This window comes from Natrinema marinum, from assembly GCF_024296685.1.
Lineage (GTDB): Archaea > Halobacteriota > Halobacteria > Halobacteriales > Natrialbaceae > Natrinema > Natrinema marinum.
Map to the genome: position 1 here is coordinate 789308 of NZ_CP100763.1, position 17793 is coordinate 807100.

Here is a 17793-nt window from a genome sequence, read left to right on the forward strand (position 1 = left end):
ATGGCCAGCGGCGAACTCGTCGGCGCGATGCTGTTCGCCCTCGGGGCCGGCGTGGCCACGTTCTTCTCGCCGTGTGCGTACGCGCTGTTGCCCGGCTACGTCGGCTACTACGTCGCCGCGACCGGCGAGGAGTCCCCGCCGCTGTCCGGGACCCTCGTCCGCGGATTCGCGGCGTCCGTCGGCGCGATCGCCGTCCTCGGCGCGCTGTCGCTGGCCGCATTGCTCGCCGGCGAAGCCGTCGGGCGAGTGCTCCCGCTGCTCGAGGTCGGCGTCGGGATCGCGTTGATCGGGCTCGGTATCTGGGTGCTGTACGGCGGGAGCGGAGCAGTCCACGTCCTCCTGCCAGAGCGGCGGTCGACCGTCCTCGGGTTCGGGCTCTTCGGCGCGATGTACGCGCTGGCGGCGACGGCTTGCGTGCTGCCGCTGTTCCTGGCGCTCGCGCTGCGGTCGCTGACAATGCCGCCGCTCGAGACGGCGCTGGTGCTCGGGACGTACGCGGTCGGGTTCGGCGTCCTGACGGTCGCGGTGACGGTCGCCACGGCGTTTGGCTACGCGCTCGGCGCCGGGCGACTCGCCGGCTACGTCGACCGCGTGGTCCGCGTCGCGGGCGCGGTCCTCGTGGTCGCGGGCGTCGGCCAGCTGTACGTCGCCCTCGGCTGACCCGGCGGATGAGGGGTCTTTTTCAGTGTGAATCGCCGCGGAGCGGAGCCGCCGCGTTCGCGCTCTGGGCGGGGGAATATGTGCGGGAGAACGGCTATGCGGCTTTCAGAACGAGGTCCGGCTGAAGGAGATGACTGGGTCACACGCAGACGAACCGACACCGACGATGCAACGATTATACAACCGTATCTGGCTCCTCGCAGCGGCGGCGCTCGTGTTCTTCGCGATCTCGTACGTCGCGTGGGGATGGATCGACGTCTTCTCGGTCCCGATGGGGTGATTCGATGACGTCACCGATCAAACCTCCCGAAGGAAACTGGTGGAATCAATCCGTCAACAGGCGCGAATCGATCTGGCTCGGACTGGGGGCCGCCTGGTCGCTCATCCTCTTCGGCTGGATGAGCGCCTGGACGCGCGTCGGCGATCAGAACCCGATCGGCGAGACGTTCGAAGTCGATTCCGAGACGTACCAGGAGAAGATGAGCGCGTACAAAGAGGAGGCGACCGAGACCGAAGACGGGCTCGTCCCGCCGGGAACGGACGTCTACCTCAACGCGATGCGCTTTACGTGGGACGGCGCACCGGTCGTCCTCGAGACGGGAACGGAGTACGACATCCACCTCAGTTCGCTGGACGTGCAACACGGCTTCTCGCTGCGACCCGAAGACGCGCTCAGCAAACAGATCAACCTGCAGGTGCTGCCCGGCTACGAGTGGGTCGTCCCGATGACGTTCGACGAGCCCGGCACGTACCACATCATCTGTAACGAATTCTGCGGACAGGGGCACCGCACCATGCACGGCACGATCGTCGTGGAGGAGGGAGACTAATGGCACACAAACTGGACGTTCTCGGGCTGTTCGACAACGAGTATCGCGACGACGGCTTCCGGACCTGCTCCGTGACGGGGCTCGAGGTCCACCGCTCCGTCGAAAACCACGTGAAGCTGTTCGGGCTGACGGCGGTCGTCGCCCTGCTGTACGGCGGTATCTTCGCCTTTACCGTCGCGATGACCCGCTGGGAGGCGATCGGGCTGCTCGGACCCGATGCCTTCTACAAGCACCTCAGTCTGCACGCGTGGAACCTGTTGATCTTCTGGATGGTGTTCATGGAGATCGCCATCCTCTACGTGGGCGGCCCGATGGTGCTCGGCAGGCGCTTGCCGTTTACCAAGATCGCGAAGGGCGGCTGGCTCGTCATGGCTGCCGGCGCGGTGCTAGTCAACTACTCGATCTGGACGACCCAGGCACCGAACGAACCGCCGCTACTGACCGCCTACGTCCCGATGCCGATCGATCCGCTGTTCTACGCGGGCGCGATCGTCTTCATCCTCGGGACCGTCGTCGCGGCGCTGCCGTTTTTCGCGACGATGTGGTTCGAGAAGCGCGAGAACCCCGACTCGACGCTGCCGCTCGTGAGCTTCGCCGCGTTCGTCACGTCGATCATCGCCGTCGAGGCGCTGGTCGGCGGGCTCGTGGCGTTCACGCCAGCGATGCTGTGGCGACTCGAGATCATCGAGTGGTGGGACGCGGCCTGGTACCGCCAGATGTACTGGATCATCGGTCACGGTACCCAGCAGATCAACCTCGTCGCGATGATCGCGGTCTGGTACTTCCTGACTCACGTCGTCGCGGGCGCGGAGGTCGTCAGCGAGAAAGTCTCGCGGACGGCTTTTATCCTCTACTTGTTCTTCATCAACCTCGGAGCGGCCCACCACCTGCTCTCGGATCCCGCGGTCTCGACTGGATGGCGGCTCTGGAACACCTCCTACGCGTTCTACGGCGCGACGTTCGCGAGCCTGATCCACGCCTTCGCCATCCCGGCGGGCATCGAGGCCGGTCGCCGCAAGCGCGGCAAGGGCGGCGGCCTGTTCGGCTGGCTCACGTCCGCGCCGTGGACGAACCCGGTGTTCGCCTCGACGATCTTCTCGATCATCCTCTTTGGCTTCCTCGGCGGGACAACCGGGGTCATGATGGGCCAGCTGCAGCTCAATATGACCTGGCACAACACGTTCGCGACGGTGGGTCACTTCCACGGCACCGTCGTCCTCGGGACCACGGTCGCGTTCATGGGCCTTGTCTTCTTCGTGATCCGGACGATGTTCATGCGCAAGTACATCTCAAAGCGCCTCGCGTCGCTCCAGCCGTTCTTCTACTCGGGTGCGATGGGCGTGGCCGTGCTGATGATGATGTACGTCGGCATCCTCTACGGCGTCCCGCGCCGGACCGCCGAGGTCGTTCGGAACATTCCGGGCACCGAATTCAGCCTCTCGGCAGCGTCGCCGCTGTTCGCGCTCTTCGGGGTCTTCGCACTGCTCGCCATCGCGGGCGGCGTCCTCTTCGTCCTGTTGGCGGTCGGCTCGCTGCTCTTCGGCGACCGCGTCGAGAGTCCGAGCGACAACGCCGATCTCGTGGCCGACGGGGGGAGCGCGGAACGCAGTTCCGCGAACGATCGAGCGACGGAGCCGCGAGACAGCCTCGAGATGGCGACCGATCCCGACGACCCCGTCCACGCCTACGAGATGCGCGGCACGTTCGTCCTCTGTCTGGTCTTCCTCGCCGCGTTCGTGGTCACGTATCTGCTGAACTGGTACCTGCTCACGCAGCTCTGGTCGATCGGAGCCTGAACGGCCGCTGCTTCCCCTCTTTCCACCCATGACCTCACACACCGACGCCGATACGACCGCATCGCCGCTCGCGTTCCTCAGGCGCGTCCTCGGGCAGGCCTGGCGGGACCTCTTGAGCGTCTACTACGCCAACACGACGATCTGGCGGCTGCTCAAGAGCGTCGGCCTGCTCTTTTTCGGGTTCTTCTGTTGGTCGGCGAGCAACCTCGTCCTCTCCTACGGGGTCGACTGGACGATCCTGCAGTACACGCGGGCCTACGGGTTCGTCCTCATCCTCTGGGGGCCGCTGACCCACGCCCTTGTCGTCCCGCTGGTGATCCGCCTTCGGCGGACCGCAGACGGCGGTCTCACACGGACGATCGCCCGCCACGGCTCGAAGATCAACCTCTCGATCTTCCTCACGGTCGTCCTGCTGCTCGGAACGGCACCGATCTCGCCGATGATGCTCGACTTCCAGTCGTCGATCGGGAGCGACTCGGGCTCGGACGTCAACCCCGACCTCGCGTGTACGCGAGCCGACGGCACCGTCCACTGTCACCTCTCCGAGTCGGCGGGGGTCGACGTCGTCGTCGTGACCAGCGGCGACACGGAGATCACGCGCGTCGAGCAGCCGCCGTTCGAGTTCTCCTTCCAGGAGAGCGACCTCGAGGAAGTCGTCGGCCAGAAGGAGTTCGTCGTCGAACTCCGCGACGAGGACGCCGATACCGTCCGACGGTATCGCCGGTACCTGTCGTCGGTTCCCGAAGAGTAGCGACCGACCCGATCGGGGGATCCCGGCCGTCTCGCCTTCTCGAGGGCACTTGTTGACCGTTCGGGTACCCGAATACGGAATCAGGTGGCCAGTCGCACACGACACGTCGCTACGAAGCGACCGGCTCGACCGCAGAACGCACGCGACTACCACGCTGACCGCAGAACGCACGCGACTACCACGCTGACCGCAGAACGCACGCGACTACCACGCTGACCGCAGAACGCACGCGACTACCACGCTGACCGCAGAACGCACGCGACTACCACGCTGACCGCAGAACGCACGCGATCACCGCGCGCTTACTGGACGGTCTCCGAATCGCCCGGCACTCGGTCGCCGGCTGCCCTCGTGACCGCCGGCAGCGTAAACGAGAAGGTCGCCCCCTCGCCGGGCTCGGAGTCGACCCAGATCTCGCCGCCGTGGCGCTCGACGATGCGCTCACAGAGCGCGAGGCCGATGCCGGTCCCGGCGTGTTCCTCGCGGCTGTGGAGCCGCTGGAAGACGTTGAAGATCTGGGCCTGATCGCGCGGCTCGATGCCGATCCCGTCGTCGGCGACGGATACCGTCCAGTGGTCCCCGTCCCGGTCGGCGCTGACGTGGATTCGCGGCGGCTCGTCGCCGCTGTACTCGAGCGCGTTGCTCAACAGGTTCTGCAGGACCTGCCGGAGCTGACTCGCATCGCCCTCGACGCGCGGGAGGTCCGCGGCCGTGATCTCGGCGTCGCTTTCCTCGATTTTCACGCGGAGGTCCTCGCGAACGTCTGCGAGCACGGACCCGAGGTCGACCGGCTCGAGTTCGTCACCCCGCGTCTCGACGCGGGAGTACTCGAGGAGGGCGTCGATCATCTCGCGCATCCGCTCGGCCCCGTCGACCGCGTACCCGAGGAACTCCTCGCCGTCGGCGTCTAAGGCATCGCCGTACCGGCGCTCGATCAGTTGCAGGTAGCTCGAGACCATCCGCAGAGGTTCTTGCAGGTCGTGAGAGGCCGCGTACGCGAACTGTTCGAGCCGCTCGTTGGATTGTTCGAGGTCGGCGACCAGCGCCTCGAGTTGCGTCTGGTACTGCTGGCGCTCGATCGCCTCGGCGAGGACGTTGGCGACGCTCTGGACGAAGTTGACGTCCTCCTCGGTGAACGTTCCGGGCTCGGTGTCGTGGGTGCCGAAGATTCCCCAGGGGTCGCTGATCGGGCCGATGATAGTGCTGACCCCGCTCCGGACGTCGTGGTTCCGCAGTAAGTCGGGACCGCTGAACCGCGTTTCCGTCTCGAGGTCCTCGACCACGACCGGGCGGTCGCTCGCGAGGGTGTAGGCCGCCTGAGAGTCGGCTTCGACGGCCGAAACCGACTCCTCGCCGACGAGGCCGTCCGCCCACCCGACGCCCTGGCGGAGGAGCAACGCCTTGCCGTCGGCGTCGAGGTCGAGCACCTTGCAGTACTCGTTGTCGAGGACGGCCGCCACCTGCCGACTCGCTTCGTGCATGAGCTCGTCGATATCGTCGGTCTCGAGGGCGAGCTGGCCGAGGTCGGCGACGACCTGCTGCTGGCGGGCTCGCGCCTCGAGTTCCCGTTCGCGCGCGGTCCGTCCGGAGATATCGCGCCCGATGCCCGCCAGTACCGATCCGCCGTCGGGCGTCTCGAGCGTCGAGGCGGCGAATTCGTAGGGAATGTGCTCCCCGTCTTTCGTGTGCAGCTTCGCTTCGAACTGGAGGTTTCCGGTTTCGAATCCCCGCGCGACCGCGTCGTCGATCATCTCGCGATCGGCGTCGGCAGCGAACTCCACGGCGGTCATCGATTCGATTTCGGCGTCGGTGTAGCCCGTCACCGCACGGAGGCTCTCGTTCCACCGCTGCAGACTCCCGTCCGGCTCGAGCACGTAGAAAATGTCGTGGACGGCGTCGAGCACGCGCTTCGTGTACGCCCGCTGGTGCTCGAGACGCTCGTTCGAGGCCTCCAGTCGCGCGTTCGCGTCCTCGAGTCGCTGGACCGTCTTCTCGAGTTCCGACTGCGTGCCTTTCAGCTCTCGATTTCGCTGCTCGAGTTCCCGCGTTCGCGTTTTGGCCTCCGCGTCGCGGATGCCGACGGTGAGGCCGGCGACGCTGGCGAGCGCGGTCAGGATGAGGATCGTCGACGGGTCGTCGACGAGTTCTCCGGGCTGGAGGCTATACAGGGCGAGGACGCCGAGCATGACGCCGAACCCGCCGAGACACCAGCTCGCGACGGCGGCGTGGTACTGGGCGAGGATATCGAACCGGGGCAACCGATATCCGGCGTAGAGGAGGACGGCTCCGGGGCCGGCGACGAGCAACGAATCGATGACGACGTCTCCCGGATACGTCCCCGTTTCGAGCTCGAGGAGCAGCCAGCCCGCAGCGAGCGCGACGTACATCGCTCCCACTGTGAGGATGATGCGCTGCCCGTCGGCTCTGGAGATGACACGGTTCCACGTACCCACGATTTGCCTTCCGGTGACCGAAGATATGAGGGTTGTGTTCCGCATTGCCGGGGTACCCGCGCCGTTCACCCGCGCCTCGAGGGGGTACCGATCGCGGCGTCACTCGAGTAGCAACGCGCAGGGCAGCGCCTCGGGGTCTCGAAGGCGAAGGAGGGTGTACGCCGGTCCGGCGACGCCGTCGAAGAACGTCGGGTTGCTGAACTCCGGTGCGTGTTTCGGCAGCGAGAGGACGCCGTCGCGGTCCCGGCGAGCGAGACACCGCCTTGCCAGTTCGGCCGCGAACCTGTCGTCGCGGCCGGTGTGTCGCTCGACGGAGAGCAGCGCCTCGACGCGACCGAAGTTCCCACAGCAGAGGTTGTCGAGGTGCGACGCTGGCGCGGTCGCCGTTTCGAGTAGCGCGTCGCAGGCGTCGGCGACGACGCGCTCGTCGCCGAGCAGTTCGCCGACGGCGAGCCGTCCGAGCGCCATCCCTGTCCGGCCGTGACACCACCGATCGTGGTAGGTGTCGGTCGCGACGGCGGACCGCGGCCAGTTGCGTCGGGACGGCGAATAGAGCGCCGACTCGAACGCGAGGACCTCACGCGTCGCCTCGGCGAACCGGTCGTCGTCGGTCGCCGCCGCGAGCCGAGCGAGCGCGTACGCGATGCCGCTCGAGCCGTGTGCGAACCCCGTGAGCGGAGCGTCCTCGTCGGTCGTCAGCCAGACGCGGTGCCCGTCGACGACGGTACGGGCTTCGAGCAATCGCTCGCCACAGTCGACGGCTCGCCCGAGGACGCCGGCGTCGCCGTACCGTTCGTAGCAGGCCAGCAAGCCGAGTAGCGTCCCCGCGACGCCTTCGACGACGTCGAGCGCGTCGGCGTCGCGGATGGCACGGGCCGTCACCGCGTCGGTCGCCGCCAGCGCGGCGTCTCGGTAGCGCTGGTCCTCGAGGAGGTCCGAGACCGCCGAGAAGACGTAGACGACGGAACCGATTCCCTGCAAGCCGCCGTGGTCGACGGCGATCGCTTCCGTCGCGAGAGCGTCGGCGATCGGTGCGAGCGTCTCGTCGACGAGCCGTCGGTAGCGTTCTCGACCGGTCGCGTCGGCGAGCGCCGCCGCGGTCAGCGCGATCCCACCAGTTCCCCAGAAGAGAGAGCGATCCGCCGGATAGAAATTGATCCCCGATTCGGGGACGATCGACACCCAGCCGGGGCCGTCCGCTCCCTCGATCCGCGCGTCGACGACGCCCTCGAACAGATCGACCGCTTCCCGCTCGTACCGGATCGCGGGCGCGTCGGCCGCGGGCGGTGGCGCGCGCTCGGCCGTCGTCGCTTCGCCGAGCCCCTGACGGATCAGCCACGTCTGGCGTCGCCGGTCGGCGCGGTCCATCGCGTCGAGTCGCCGTCGAACCGCCCCGTAGCCCGTCTCGCCGGTGGTGACGTCGAGGCGCCCCCCGCGATGAACGATCGTCCGCTCGTCGGCGCGTGCGCCGAACCGCGGAACGTCGAGAGACCGGAGCGCCCGTCGCTCGGCCGCGTACAGCGGCCAGCACCTGTCCGATTCGATCGTCCCGTCGAAAAACGGCACCGCGAGCCGTTCGAACTCGACGGTCAGTCGCGCCCCGTCCCGGAGCGGGTCTCGAGCGGCCGCTGACCGGCGGATCGACGCGTATCGGCCGGTCGAGCGATAGATCAGCCGCGTCGCGACCCCCTCGATCAGTTCGGGGTCGGCGATTTCGGTCAGGAACTCCCCCGCTTCGTGTAGTTCGCGAACCGTCTCGTATGCCGATTCGAATCCGTCGATCACGGCGTCGGCGTGGACCGCCGGGGGCCGATCGGCGTCGCCGGTGGACGGCGTGTTGGTGCTCGGATCGGCCGTCACGGGCTCCATCTCGACCGTCATCACGTCGGTGTTGACCGCCTCGATGGTCGGCCGGGACCGGTTCGGGAGACTCGTCGGCTCGCTGTCGCGTCCGAACCCGGCGACAGCGTCGACGAACCGCCCGCCGTGTGGCTCGCGGGGGTCGCCGACCGAAAAGGGGAGCAACACGGAGAGCAGAACGGAGCGATCGACGACCGCGCTCGCTTCGGTCTCGAACGGCTTCTCGGCCGGCTCGAGCGGAGGGTGAAACACCGTCTCGGCGTCGACGAGCGTCGGCGTCTCGCCGGTGGCGATGAGGTTCTCGTAGTGGCAGTCGGTGAAATCGAGGACGTACGCGAGACAGAGCAACGCCCCGGCTCGCTCGTAGTAGCGGTCGGCGGCGGCCTCGTCGGGGAGATCGCGATACTCGCACAGCTCCATCCAGCCGTATCCGTCGCGAGAGAGGAGCGACGGCGTCTCGAACGGCGGCGTCTCGAGGTGGTCGTCCAACCGATCGAGGATCGCGTAGAACGCGACCTCACCGTCGACCGGCCGCGGTTTGTAGACGACCGCGCCGCTCTCGAAGGCGACTCGAACCGGAACGCGACCGCCGGCGTGGGTGTCGTCGGTCAGCGGCTCGAGCGCCGTCACCGCACCGTCGACGCCGAACCGTCGACGCAGGGCGTCGCGATCGGCCTGCAACCGTCGGCACAGTTCCTCGAGCGCGCGCCGCCAGTTCTCGAGCAGGCGGACGAAGTGCCGTGCGAGCACCGGATACTCCAAACACAGGTTCTTGAATCCTTCCCCGAGCATCGCCGCGATGAACCGGTCGTAGTACGCCGTCGGCGGGTCGGATACCGCGGCGGGGTCCGCCGACGCCAGTTCCGAATCGTACACTTCGACGAAGCTCTTGAATTCGACGTACAGCGCCCGAACGCAGAGCGACTCGAGTCGGTCGACGAGATGCGCTTCCATCGGCGAGACCGCGGACCCCGGGACGGTAGCGTCGGATACCCGTTCACGAGCGAAGTCCACGATCGCGGCGATCAACTCCCGGAACGGAGTCTCGTCGGGAACCGCGACGGCCGCACGGTCGTCCGCCGCGCTCGCCTCGACGTGTCGGACCAGCGCCGATAACGTATCGATCCAGTCGGGCAGCGGCTCGTCGGCGGGCCAGCGGGTCGCCGAGATCCGATCGCGGACGGCCGCCTCCGTGAGTCCGTCGCGCGCGAGCCGCCTGCGGAACGACTCTTCGTTCGGGAACCGCTGCTTCCACTCCTCGAGGATCTCGTCCGGATCGATCGGCGGCGGTGACTCTGCGCTGTTCGGCGGGCCGTCGAAGCGTTCCGCGACAGTTCGTGCGCGCCCGGCGATCTCGCGTCGTTCCTCGTCGGTAAACACTGACATGGTTTCGGGGTTCGATGTCCGCTATCGGACGATCCGTGGCCGCCTTTCCGAACGCACCTCGGACGCCTGGTTTGGCTTCTCGATGAACGGTATCGACGGGTGGCCGAATCGAAACCGAGAGCGACGCCGTCGAAAAAATACGAGCACTCGGTCCTGTTAGCCCCAACTCGAGAAGGGACTGCAGGTGAACCCGCAACCGTCGCGGTGGTCCGCGGTCTCTTCGTGTGCTTCGTCTTCGTCGCCGACCGTCGGCGTACCGGCGAACTCGTTGTCGTACGCTTCCTTGCTGCCAGCGTCGCCATTGATTGCAACTGACATTGCAATTGCCATATGGTATGGGCGGATATATTAAATTTTCCCTGAGACGGATTACGAACCGCATCCTCTCGAGAGCAACTCGAGTCTTCACGCACGAGCAACGCCCGGCGACATATTCGGCCGGTCGGGACGGACGGTCGTTGCGCCAGCGCACGGGCGGAGTCGGTGTGACCGCGACCGCTGCGGCTCACTGGTCGGCCCTAGTAGTGTCCCAGCAGTCCCTCGGCTCGCGCCCGCTGCGTGGCGCGGTGAAAACAATAGTAACCAAGCGCGAGATAGAACGCGCTCGTCGCGATCAGGAGGCCGAGCTCTCGGGCGGAGAACTCCCAGAGGCGGACGCCGTCGGCCATCGCCACCCGCGCGAGGTAACTCCCCTGAGCGAGCGGGAGCAAGCGCAGTGGAGGGAATTCCCGGACCGGTGCCGCGATGAGCCCGAGGAAGGCGAACTGGACGAGTTGGAACACGTTCTCGATCCGCTTGTATACGAGCGCCATGCCGGCGAAGAAGAACCCGACTCCGATCACCGACAGCAGCGTCAGAGAGACGAGCGGGACGACGGTCAGCGGATCGACGGTCAACCACCGCCCGGAGATGGCCATCATGGCAAGGAGGATGGCGAATCCCCACAGGAAGCTCAGACAGACGTTCACCGCGGACTTCACGACCATGACGGTTCCGAACCCGTGCGGAGAGATGAACAGTCGCTCGAGCGTTCCCCACTCCGATTCCCGCGTGACGTTCCGGGCGAGCCCCGAGTACGCGGTCATCGAGAGCGTATACACGAACAACCCCACGATGATGCCGTCGAGTGAATCAGTCAACGCGGGGCCGGCGACCGCGCGTCCGCCAAAGAAGATGACGATGAAGAAACCGACCAGCGTGACGAACATGCTCGCCGTGTTCACCGGGTACCGTACGAGGACGGTCAGCTGCTGATGGAAGATCACTTTGAACAGCGCCACCACCGACGACCCCGCGAGATTCCCGTCCGCCGACGCGTCGTTCTCAGCGGTTCCCATCGCGGGACACCTCCGTGACCGCGCCGTCGTCGCCGTTCGCGACGGTCCGTCGCTCGCCGGCGGGGGCCGATTCCTCGCCTCCGGCCGACCGGCCCGTCTCCGTGAGTTCGAGGAAGATCTCCTCGAGGTCGGGCTGAAGGGACTCGATGCCCCGAATCTCCGACTCGGTCGCCCGGAGGATATCCATCACGCCGTAAATCGCCTCGTCGTTGGTGGCGGTGAACGTGACCGTAAACTGGTGGTCACCGTCCGTACAGTCGGCGTCGACGGCCCGCTCGAGCCGTCGGCGGGCACCGTCGTCGAGGGGACCGTCGAGCGCGACTCGGAACCGCCGGGTGCCGAACATCTCGAGGAGTTCGTCAACCTCGCTGTGTTCGACGATCGATCCGTCGTTCAGCACGATGACGCGGTCGCAGACGCTCTCGATCACGTCCATGTCGTGACTCGAGACGACGATCGTCACCTCCTCGCGGTCGCTGAGCCGGCTCAGCTCCGACCGGAGTTCGAGCGAAGTCTCGACGTCGAGCCCGAGGGTCGGCTCGTCCATGAACACGACGTCGACATCGCGCGCGAGCGTCGACGCGAGCGACACCTTCTGTTTCATCCCCCGCGAGAGCTCTCTGACCGGGGTGTCGGCCCGGTCCGCGAGGCCGAACTGCTCGAGGAGGGCGTCGTGGCGGGCCCGGAGCGCGCTCGGGTTCCGGCCGCCGATCCCGGCGAAGAACCGCAGGTTCTCCCGGACCGTTAGCCGCCAGTAAACGTTCCGTGCGCCCTCGAGGATCGCGCCGACGTTCTCGTAGGCGGTGCTTGGATCGTCATGAACGTCGACGCCGCCGATCTCCACCGTCCCGGCGTCGGGTAGCACCAACCCGAGCATCGATTTGATCATCGTCGTCTTCCCCGCCCCGTTGGGACCGAGGAGACCGATCAGGGAGCCGCGTTCGATCTCGAAGGAGACGTCGTCGACGGCCCTGACGACAGCGTCACCGTCTTCGAAGGTCTTCCGTAGCCCGTCCACTCGAATCGCGGCGGCCCGGTCGCTCGCGGAACCATCAGACATTATGCCATTCTTGCTCTCGTACCGGGCTTAATTCTTCCGTCGGATCGAAGGGAGCATACATCGGTCCCCGAAAGAGCCGGCGCCGAATCCCTCACTCGTCGGCTAACACCGACCGCGAGGAGTTGACGACGACGATGGTGCTGCTCGCGGCCATCGCGACGGCCGCGAAGAGCGGATTGATCAGCCCCGCCGCCGCCAGCGGGATCGCAACGGCGTTGTACAACAGCGCCCAGGCGACGTTCTCGCGGATACGCCGCCGGGTCCCCGCCGCGAGCTCGAGCACGTCGGGGACGGCGCCGAGGTCGCTCGAGGTCACCACCGCGTCGGCGGCGTCGGTTGCGCGGGCCGTCCCGTGGCCCAGCGCGATCCCCACGTCGGCCGCGGCCAGCGCGGGCGCGTCGTTCGTCCCGTCGCCGACCATCGCGGTCACGTGCTCACGTGCGAGCCTGCGGACGGTCTCGACCTTTCCGTCGGGCGGGACGCCCGCGAAGACTCGATCGACCGCCGGGTGATCGCGGAACGTCGCCGTCGCGGCCTCGTCATCGCCCGTCAGCACGACCACCTCGCGGTCGGCGACCGATTCGAGCACGTCGCGCCACTCCGCTCTGGTCCGGTCGCCGACGACGACGACGGCCCGCGCTCGCCCCTCGTAGCCGACGACGACCGGGAGCCGTCCCGCCGCACGCGCGTCGTCGATTGCCAGCTCGAGGTCGGCCGAAACGGGGCCGACCAGCCGCTCGACGAGCGCGGGCGTCCCGACGACGCATCGCTCGCCGTCGACGGTCGCGCTGACGCCCTCGCCGGGATGGCGCTCGAAGTCGGTCGGCTCGAGCGCGGGCTCCGGTTCGGTCGTCTCGTCCGCTTCCGGCGGCTCGAGACGGCCGCCGTCGGACGCGACGCCCGCGTCGACTTCCGCTCGGTCCGGCCGCTCGCTCTCGGCGTGGGCCACGATCGCGTCGGCCGCGGGATGTTCCGACAGTCGCTCGAGGGCCGCGGCGCGCTCGAGGGCCGCGGGCTCGCCGCGGACCTCGTGGACGGTCATCTCGCCGGCTGTCAGCGTCCCGGTCTTGTCGAAGACGATCGTCTCGACGGCCGGAGCCGACTCGAACAGGGTCGCGTTCGCCACGACGATCCCGCGCTCTAAGGCGTCGCGAAGCCCGGAGGCGACCGCCAGCGGCGTCGCCAGCCCCATCGCACAGGGACAGGAGACGACCAGCACCGTCAGCCCCGTCAGCACCGCGTCGCCGACCGGCGTCCCCGTCGCGAGTCGCCAGCCAGTGACGGCGGCCGCGAGCGTCAGCACGAGCGGGACGAACACCGTCGCGAGCCGGTCGGCCAGCCGTTGGACGCCCGGCGTCGCACTCTGGATCTCCCACATGAGCGTCGCGATGCGGTCGAGCGTGCTCTCGGCGTCCGATCCGACCTCGAGGACGAGCGCGCTGTCGGTCACGATCGCGCCGCCGACGACTCGATCGCCCGGCTGCTTCGTGACCGGGAGGGACTCCCCCGTCAGCACCGACTCGTCGACGGCCGCGGTTCCCTCGCGGATCGTCCCGTCGACCGGGATGCGCTCGCCCGGCTTGACGACGACCTCGTCGCCGGGCTCGAGGCGATCGACCGGTACCGTCTCGGTCCCCTCGGGGGTTCGCCGGGTCGCGTCGCGGACCTGCGCGGCGGTCACGTCCGCGAGCAGCCGGGTCGCGCGGCGCTTGATCCGGCGCTCGTAGTAGGTCCCGAGGCTCACGACCATGATCACGGCGACGGTCACGTCGTAGTAGAGGTGGGTGCTTCCCGTGACGAGCGCGACCGTGCTGTAGGCGTAGGCCGAAACGGCCGCGATGGCGATCAGCAGATCCATGTTCGGCTGGCCCACCCGCAGGCTGACGTACGCGCCCCGGAGGACGGGGTAACCGGTGTAGCAGAGCACGCCGGTCGTCAGCAGGCCGATGATCGCCATCGGGAGGTAGATCCCGACCGGTGAGGTCGCGTCGACCGAGAGGATCCCCGTCTCGATGCCGACGTAGCTCGGATAGAGGTAAAACAGGTACCACGGCATGATCAGCATCGTCAGGAAGCCGCCGACGAGCAGCCGCTGGACCAGTTCCTCGTCGGCCCGCCTCGAGCCCGCCTCGCCGTCGCGAAACCGCGCCTCGTAGCCGTACCCCGAGAGCGCCTCGGGGAGGTCGCCCTCGGCCAATCGGTTGGGGTCGTAGACGACGCGAGCGGTGTCGGTGGCGTAGCTCGCTTCGACGGTGAGGATTCCATTTTCCTCCTCGCCCAGCAGGGAAACGAACCCCTCGCAGGTCGCACAGTGCATCCCCTCGATCGCCAGAAAGGTCTCGGCGGCGCCGTCAGGAACCTCGCGCTCGGCGGAGTCACCCGCTCGCTCGACGACGCTCGAGCGGTCCACGCCGTCGACCTCGGCGAGCGTCTCGTGGACCTCGAGACAGCCCCGACAGCAGAACGAGCCGTCGACGCCGTCGGCGGTCACCGGCCGCTCGGGCGTCGGGAGCCCGCAGAGCGAACAGGAACTCATCTCACGGTCGATACTCGCCGACGCGCCGGGTAGGAGTAGTGCCGAACACGTTCGCGGTCCCGTGGCCGCTCGAGGCGCTGCGCCGCGGCCGATCGGGGTCGGTTCTCCCCTCGCGGCGCATCGCCGAACCTTCGGAAATCGCCGGCGCGGTCGCGTTCCTCTGTTCGGCCGACGCCTCGTACATCACGGGCCATACGATCCCGGTCGACGGCGGCCAGGCGGCCGACTGAGCCCCCTCTCTTATCGCCGTACGCGCCGCCCGCCGGTCACCGCCAGTCGCCACGGGAGGACGAACGCGAGTCCGAGCGCGGCGTTGACCAGCAGGAACGACGGGGGCGCACCGCCGGGGAAGAACGACGACGCGCGGATGCCGCTACCGAGCAGGGTCGCGGCGAGCCACGCGACGACGACGACGGCGACCGTCCAGCGGAACGACTCGAGCGCCCGACCGCGATACGCGCCAAGCGGCGGGGCGACGACCGCCCACGCGAGCACGAACGGCGTCGCCGTCCGGAGGGTGTGTGCCGGGTACGCCCACGGCTCGATCCCGTGGACGAACAGGCCGAAGCCGAGGAAGGCAGTGACGACCGCCGCGTCGGCGACGGCGAGGGCGACGACTGACGGTTCGGAGGCGACTCGGCCGACCGGGTTCGGACGCAGGCGAAGTTCGATCATGGCTCTCGAGCGGCGGCCACCGCACGCGGTCCGGGGAGTGGTGGCGGTTGCGACGGTCCACGCCCCGGACGCCCGCGGTGACGTTCGTTCGGACCGACGGCGACCAGTGACGGGACTCCTTCCCCGAACGTGTTCCGGTCGACGGACGCGGGCGCGTGGGACCCTCGAGCAGAGGAGGCTACGGCTCACTGAGGTGCTCGAGCAGCAACTCGGACAGCCGGGCGGGGGCCTCGTGAGGTACCCAGTGGCTTACGCCCGGAAGGAACTCGAGACGGGCGTCCGCGCAGAACGTCGCGCTGTCGACCGCCAGGGAGGGCAGCAGCGCCGTGTCCTCCTCGCCCCAGACGACGAGCGTCGGCGCGTCGACCCGGTCGGGCGGCCGAATCGGCGGGTACCTCGCGGCGGCTCGATACCAGTTGAGCATCCCCGTGATCGCACCGTCCCGGTCCCAGGCGCGGCGGTAGCGGGCCAGATCCTCGTCGGAGAACGTGCCCGGTGGGGCCGTCCCTCGCAGGGCGCGCTCGAGGACGCGGTAGTCGCCGAGTCGGCAGACGACCTCGGGAAGTCGCGGCACTTGGAACCAGGCCGCGTACCAGCTCCGGCGCAGCTGTTCGGGGCTCGCGAACAGTGCTCGCAGATAGGCGGTCGGGTGCGGTGCGTTGACGACGGCGAGCCGGTCGATGCGCTCGGGGAACCGACGCGAGAGGTCCCAGGCGACCATCCCGCCCCAGTCGTGGCCGACGACGTGTGCCCGCTCGCGGCCCTCGGACGCGAGCAGGCCGACGACATCTCGCGAGAGTGCGTGGGTTCGATACGCGCTCACCCCGTCCGGCTTCTCGCTCCGGTCGTACCCCCGCTGATCGGGCACGAGCACGCGGTAGCCGGCCGCGACGAGCGGCTCGAGTTGGGCCCGCCAGCCGTACCAGAACTCGGGAAAGCCGTGTAGCAAGACGACCAGCGGGCCGGTCTCGTCGCCGGCCGCGACGACGTGCAAGCGGACGCCGTTGACCGTCCGTTCGGTCGCCTCCGCGTCGATTTCGGCCGAAAGCGGCGGTTCCGGGGACGCTCCCGTCGTCGTCGAGACTGACTGTCGAGTCACGATCGTCGCTGCGTTGTGCGGGCGGATAGCGGTTCGGGGCGGCCGCGGCTACCGTGGCTCACGTCCAGACGCGGAGACAGTCCGTCGAGCAGAAGTGGAGATCGACCTGCTCGCCGGTCCCGGGTTCGACGTGGGTCGTCAGGGTGTACGCAACCTCGTCGGCCTGGCAGTTGTCGCAGTTCATATGCGACCACTCCAGTGCAGGATGCTTGAGTATGCGCTCGTTATCCGAACGCGACACCGGTTAGGAATATATTTGAAGCGAATAATTTCACCTTTCGAAGACCATTGCGCTAGCCGAAACGATGGCCAGGGAATCGACGCGTACCACGGTGTCGGGACGAACGCGTCGGGGTCGCCTCAGGCGGGCGCTCCCTCTTCGGCCTCGAGCAGTTCTTTGTACCGGTTGCGGATGGTGACCTCGGAGATGCTGGCGACCTCGCCGACCTCGTTTTGGGTGACCTTCTCGTTGGTCAAGAGAGCGGCGGCGTACACCGCGGCGGCGGCGAGGCCGACCGGTGACTTGCCGCTGTGAGCGCCCGATTCCTTGGCCGTCGACAGGAGAGACCGGGCGCGTCGCTCGGTTTCGTCGGAGAGCTCGAGCTCGCTGGCGAATCGCGGCACGTAGCTCTCGGGGTCGGCCGGCTGGACCTCGAGGCCGAGCTCCCGAATCACGTAGCGGTAGGTGCGCGCGACCTCGTCTTTCTCGACGCGGGAGACCGCCGAAATCTCGTCGAGACTACGCGGCGTGCCGGCCTGGCGGGCGGCGGCGTACAGCGACGCCGTCGCGACGCCTTCGATCGACCGGCCCGGGAGGAGGTCTTCCTCAAGCGCGCGCCGGTAAATGACGCTGCTGGTTTCGCGGACGTTGTCGGGGAGGCCCAGCGCGGAGGCCATGCGGTCGATCTCGCCGAGTGCTTGCTTGAGGTTGCGCTCCTTGGAGTCGCGGGTGCGGAAGCGCTCGTTCCACTTTCGTAACCGTTGCATCTTCTGGCGCTGGCGGGAACTCAGGGAGCGCCCGTAGGCGTCTTTGTCCTGCCAGCCGATGTTCGTCGAGAGCCCTTGGTCGTGCATCATGTTCGTCGTCGGCGCGCCGACGCGGGACTTCTCGTCTTTCTCGGCGGCGTCGAACGCTCGCCACTCGGGACCGCGGTCGATCTCGCCTTCGTCGACGACGAGCGCGCAGTCCGCACAGACCGTCTCCGCGTGCTCGGCGTCGGAGACCAGTCGGCCGCCACACTCCGGGCACTGCTCGCGCTCGGTGGCGGTCTCGGTCGCCGTCTCGGACTCGGCCTGGCGTCGCTCCTCGCTCTGCGTTTGGATGGTGGAGTCAGTCATTGTCAGTACAGC

General features: G+C 67.9%; 15 protein-coding genes and 1 pseudogene. 6 read left to right on the top strand and 10 right to left on the bottom strand.

Annotation, left to right across the window (positions count from 1 at the left end):
• The 5 genes from NKH51_RS03945 to NKH51_RS03965 all read left to right on the top strand — a co-directional run bounded on the left by NKH51_RS03945 (position 1) and on the right by NKH51_RS03965 (position 4037).
• Positions 1-660, top strand: coding sequence for a cytochrome c biogenesis CcdA family protein (locus NKH51_RS03945; RefSeq protein WP_254763951.1), 660 nt, complete (start codon positions 1-3; stop codon positions 658-660).
• Positions 661-790: 130 nt separating this feature from the next.
• Complete coding sequence (locus NKH51_RS03950) at positions 791-940, top strand: hypothetical protein (RefSeq protein ID WP_254763952.1); 150 nt, start codon at positions 791-793, stop codon at positions 938-940.
• Between the two features lie 4 nt (positions 941-944).
• The gene (locus NKH51_RS03955) at positions 945-1490 is read left to right on the top strand and encodes a cupredoxin domain-containing protein (protein WP_254763953.1); all 546 of its coding nucleotides are present in this window, start codon (positions 945-947) and stop codon (positions 1488-1490) included.
• On the top strand, positions 1490-3286 hold the full coding sequence (locus NKH51_RS03960) for a cytochrome c oxidase subunit I (protein ID WP_254763954.1): 1797 nt from the start codon (positions 1490-1492) through the stop codon (positions 3284-3286). The genes NKH51_RS03955 and NKH51_RS03960 overlap by 1 nt, the downstream gene beginning before the upstream one ends.
• Before the next feature lie 28 nt (positions 3287-3314).
• Positions 3315-4037, top strand: coding sequence for a hypothetical protein (locus tag NKH51_RS03965; RefSeq protein WP_254763955.1), 723 nt, complete (start codon positions 3315-3317; stop codon positions 4035-4037).
• Between the two features lie 302 nt (positions 4038-4339).
• Here NKH51_RS03965 and NKH51_RS03970 read toward each other — a convergent pair whose 3' ends face one another.
• The 6 genes from NKH51_RS03970 to NKH51_RS03995 form a co-directional block, all read right to left on the bottom strand.
• Positions 4340-6490 carry an ATP-binding protein gene (locus NKH51_RS03970; RefSeq protein WP_254763956.1) on the bottom strand — a complete coding sequence of 717 codons (2151 nt, stop codon included), beginning with the start codon at positions 6488-6490 and terminating at the stop codon, positions 4340-4342.
• A 99-nt stretch (positions 6491-6589) separates the two neighbouring features.
• Positions 6590-9736 carry a type 2 lanthipeptide synthetase LanM family protein gene (locus NKH51_RS03975; protein ID WP_254763957.1) on the bottom strand — a complete coding sequence of 1049 codons (3147 nt, stop codon included), beginning with the start codon at positions 9734-9736 and terminating at the stop codon, positions 6590-6592.
• 156 nt (positions 9737-9892) lie between these two features.
• Positions 9893-10054 carry a hypothetical protein gene (locus NKH51_RS03980; protein WP_254763958.1) on the bottom strand — a complete coding sequence of 54 codons (162 nt, stop codon included), beginning with the start codon at positions 10052-10054 and terminating at the stop codon, positions 9893-9895.
• 200 nt (positions 10055-10254) lie between these two features.
• Positions 10255-11073: an ABC transporter permease gene (locus tag NKH51_RS03985; protein ID WP_254763959.1), complete on the bottom strand. Its 819-nt coding sequence runs from the start codon at positions 11071-11073 to the stop codon at positions 10255-10257.
• Positions 11060-12133 (bottom strand): ABC transporter ATP-binding protein, encoded by a 1074-nt coding sequence (locus NKH51_RS03990; protein WP_254763960.1) that lies wholly within the window; start codon positions 12131-12133, stop codon positions 11060-11062. The genes NKH51_RS03985 and NKH51_RS03990 overlap by 14 nt, the downstream gene beginning before the upstream one ends.
• Positions 12134-12224: 91 nt before the next feature.
• Positions 12225-14669 carry a heavy metal translocating P-type ATPase gene (locus NKH51_RS03995; protein ID WP_254763961.1) on the bottom strand — a complete coding sequence of 815 codons (2445 nt, stop codon included), beginning with the start codon at positions 14667-14669 and terminating at the stop codon, positions 12225-12227.
• A gap of 104 nt (positions 14670-14773) precedes the next feature.
• Here NKH51_RS03995 and NKH51_RS04000 point away from each other — a divergent pair.
• Positions 14774-14899: pseudogene (locus tag NKH51_RS04000) on the top strand (SDR family oxidoreductase); the annotation flags it as partial.
• 10 nt (positions 14900-14909) lie between these two features.
• Here the strand turns inward: NKH51_RS04000 and NKH51_RS04005 are convergent.
• The 4 genes from NKH51_RS04005 to NKH51_RS04015 all read right to left on the bottom strand — a co-directional run bounded on the left by NKH51_RS04005 (position 14910) and on the right by NKH51_RS04015 (position 17781).
• Positions 14910-15344, bottom strand: coding sequence for a DUF3054 domain-containing protein (locus tag NKH51_RS04005; RefSeq protein WP_254763962.1), 435 nt, complete (start codon positions 15342-15344; stop codon positions 14910-14912).
• A 178-nt stretch (positions 15345-15522) separates the two neighbouring features.
• Positions 15523-16443, bottom strand: coding sequence for an alpha/beta fold hydrolase (locus tag NKH51_RS04010; protein ID WP_425606685.1), 921 nt, complete (start codon positions 16441-16443; stop codon positions 15523-15525).
• A gap of 58 nt (positions 16444-16501) precedes the next feature.
• The gene (locus NKH51_RS18790) at positions 16502-16627 is read right to left on the bottom strand and encodes a hypothetical protein (RefSeq protein WP_256527493.1); all 126 of its coding nucleotides are present in this window, start codon (positions 16625-16627) and stop codon (positions 16502-16504) included.
• 176 nt (positions 16628-16803) lie between these two features.
• Positions 16804-17781 carry a transcription initiation factor IIB gene (locus tag NKH51_RS04015; protein WP_254763963.1) on the bottom strand — a complete coding sequence of 326 codons (978 nt, stop codon included), beginning with the start codon at positions 17779-17781 and terminating at the stop codon, positions 16804-16806.
• Positions 17782-17793: the final 12 nt, after the last annotated feature.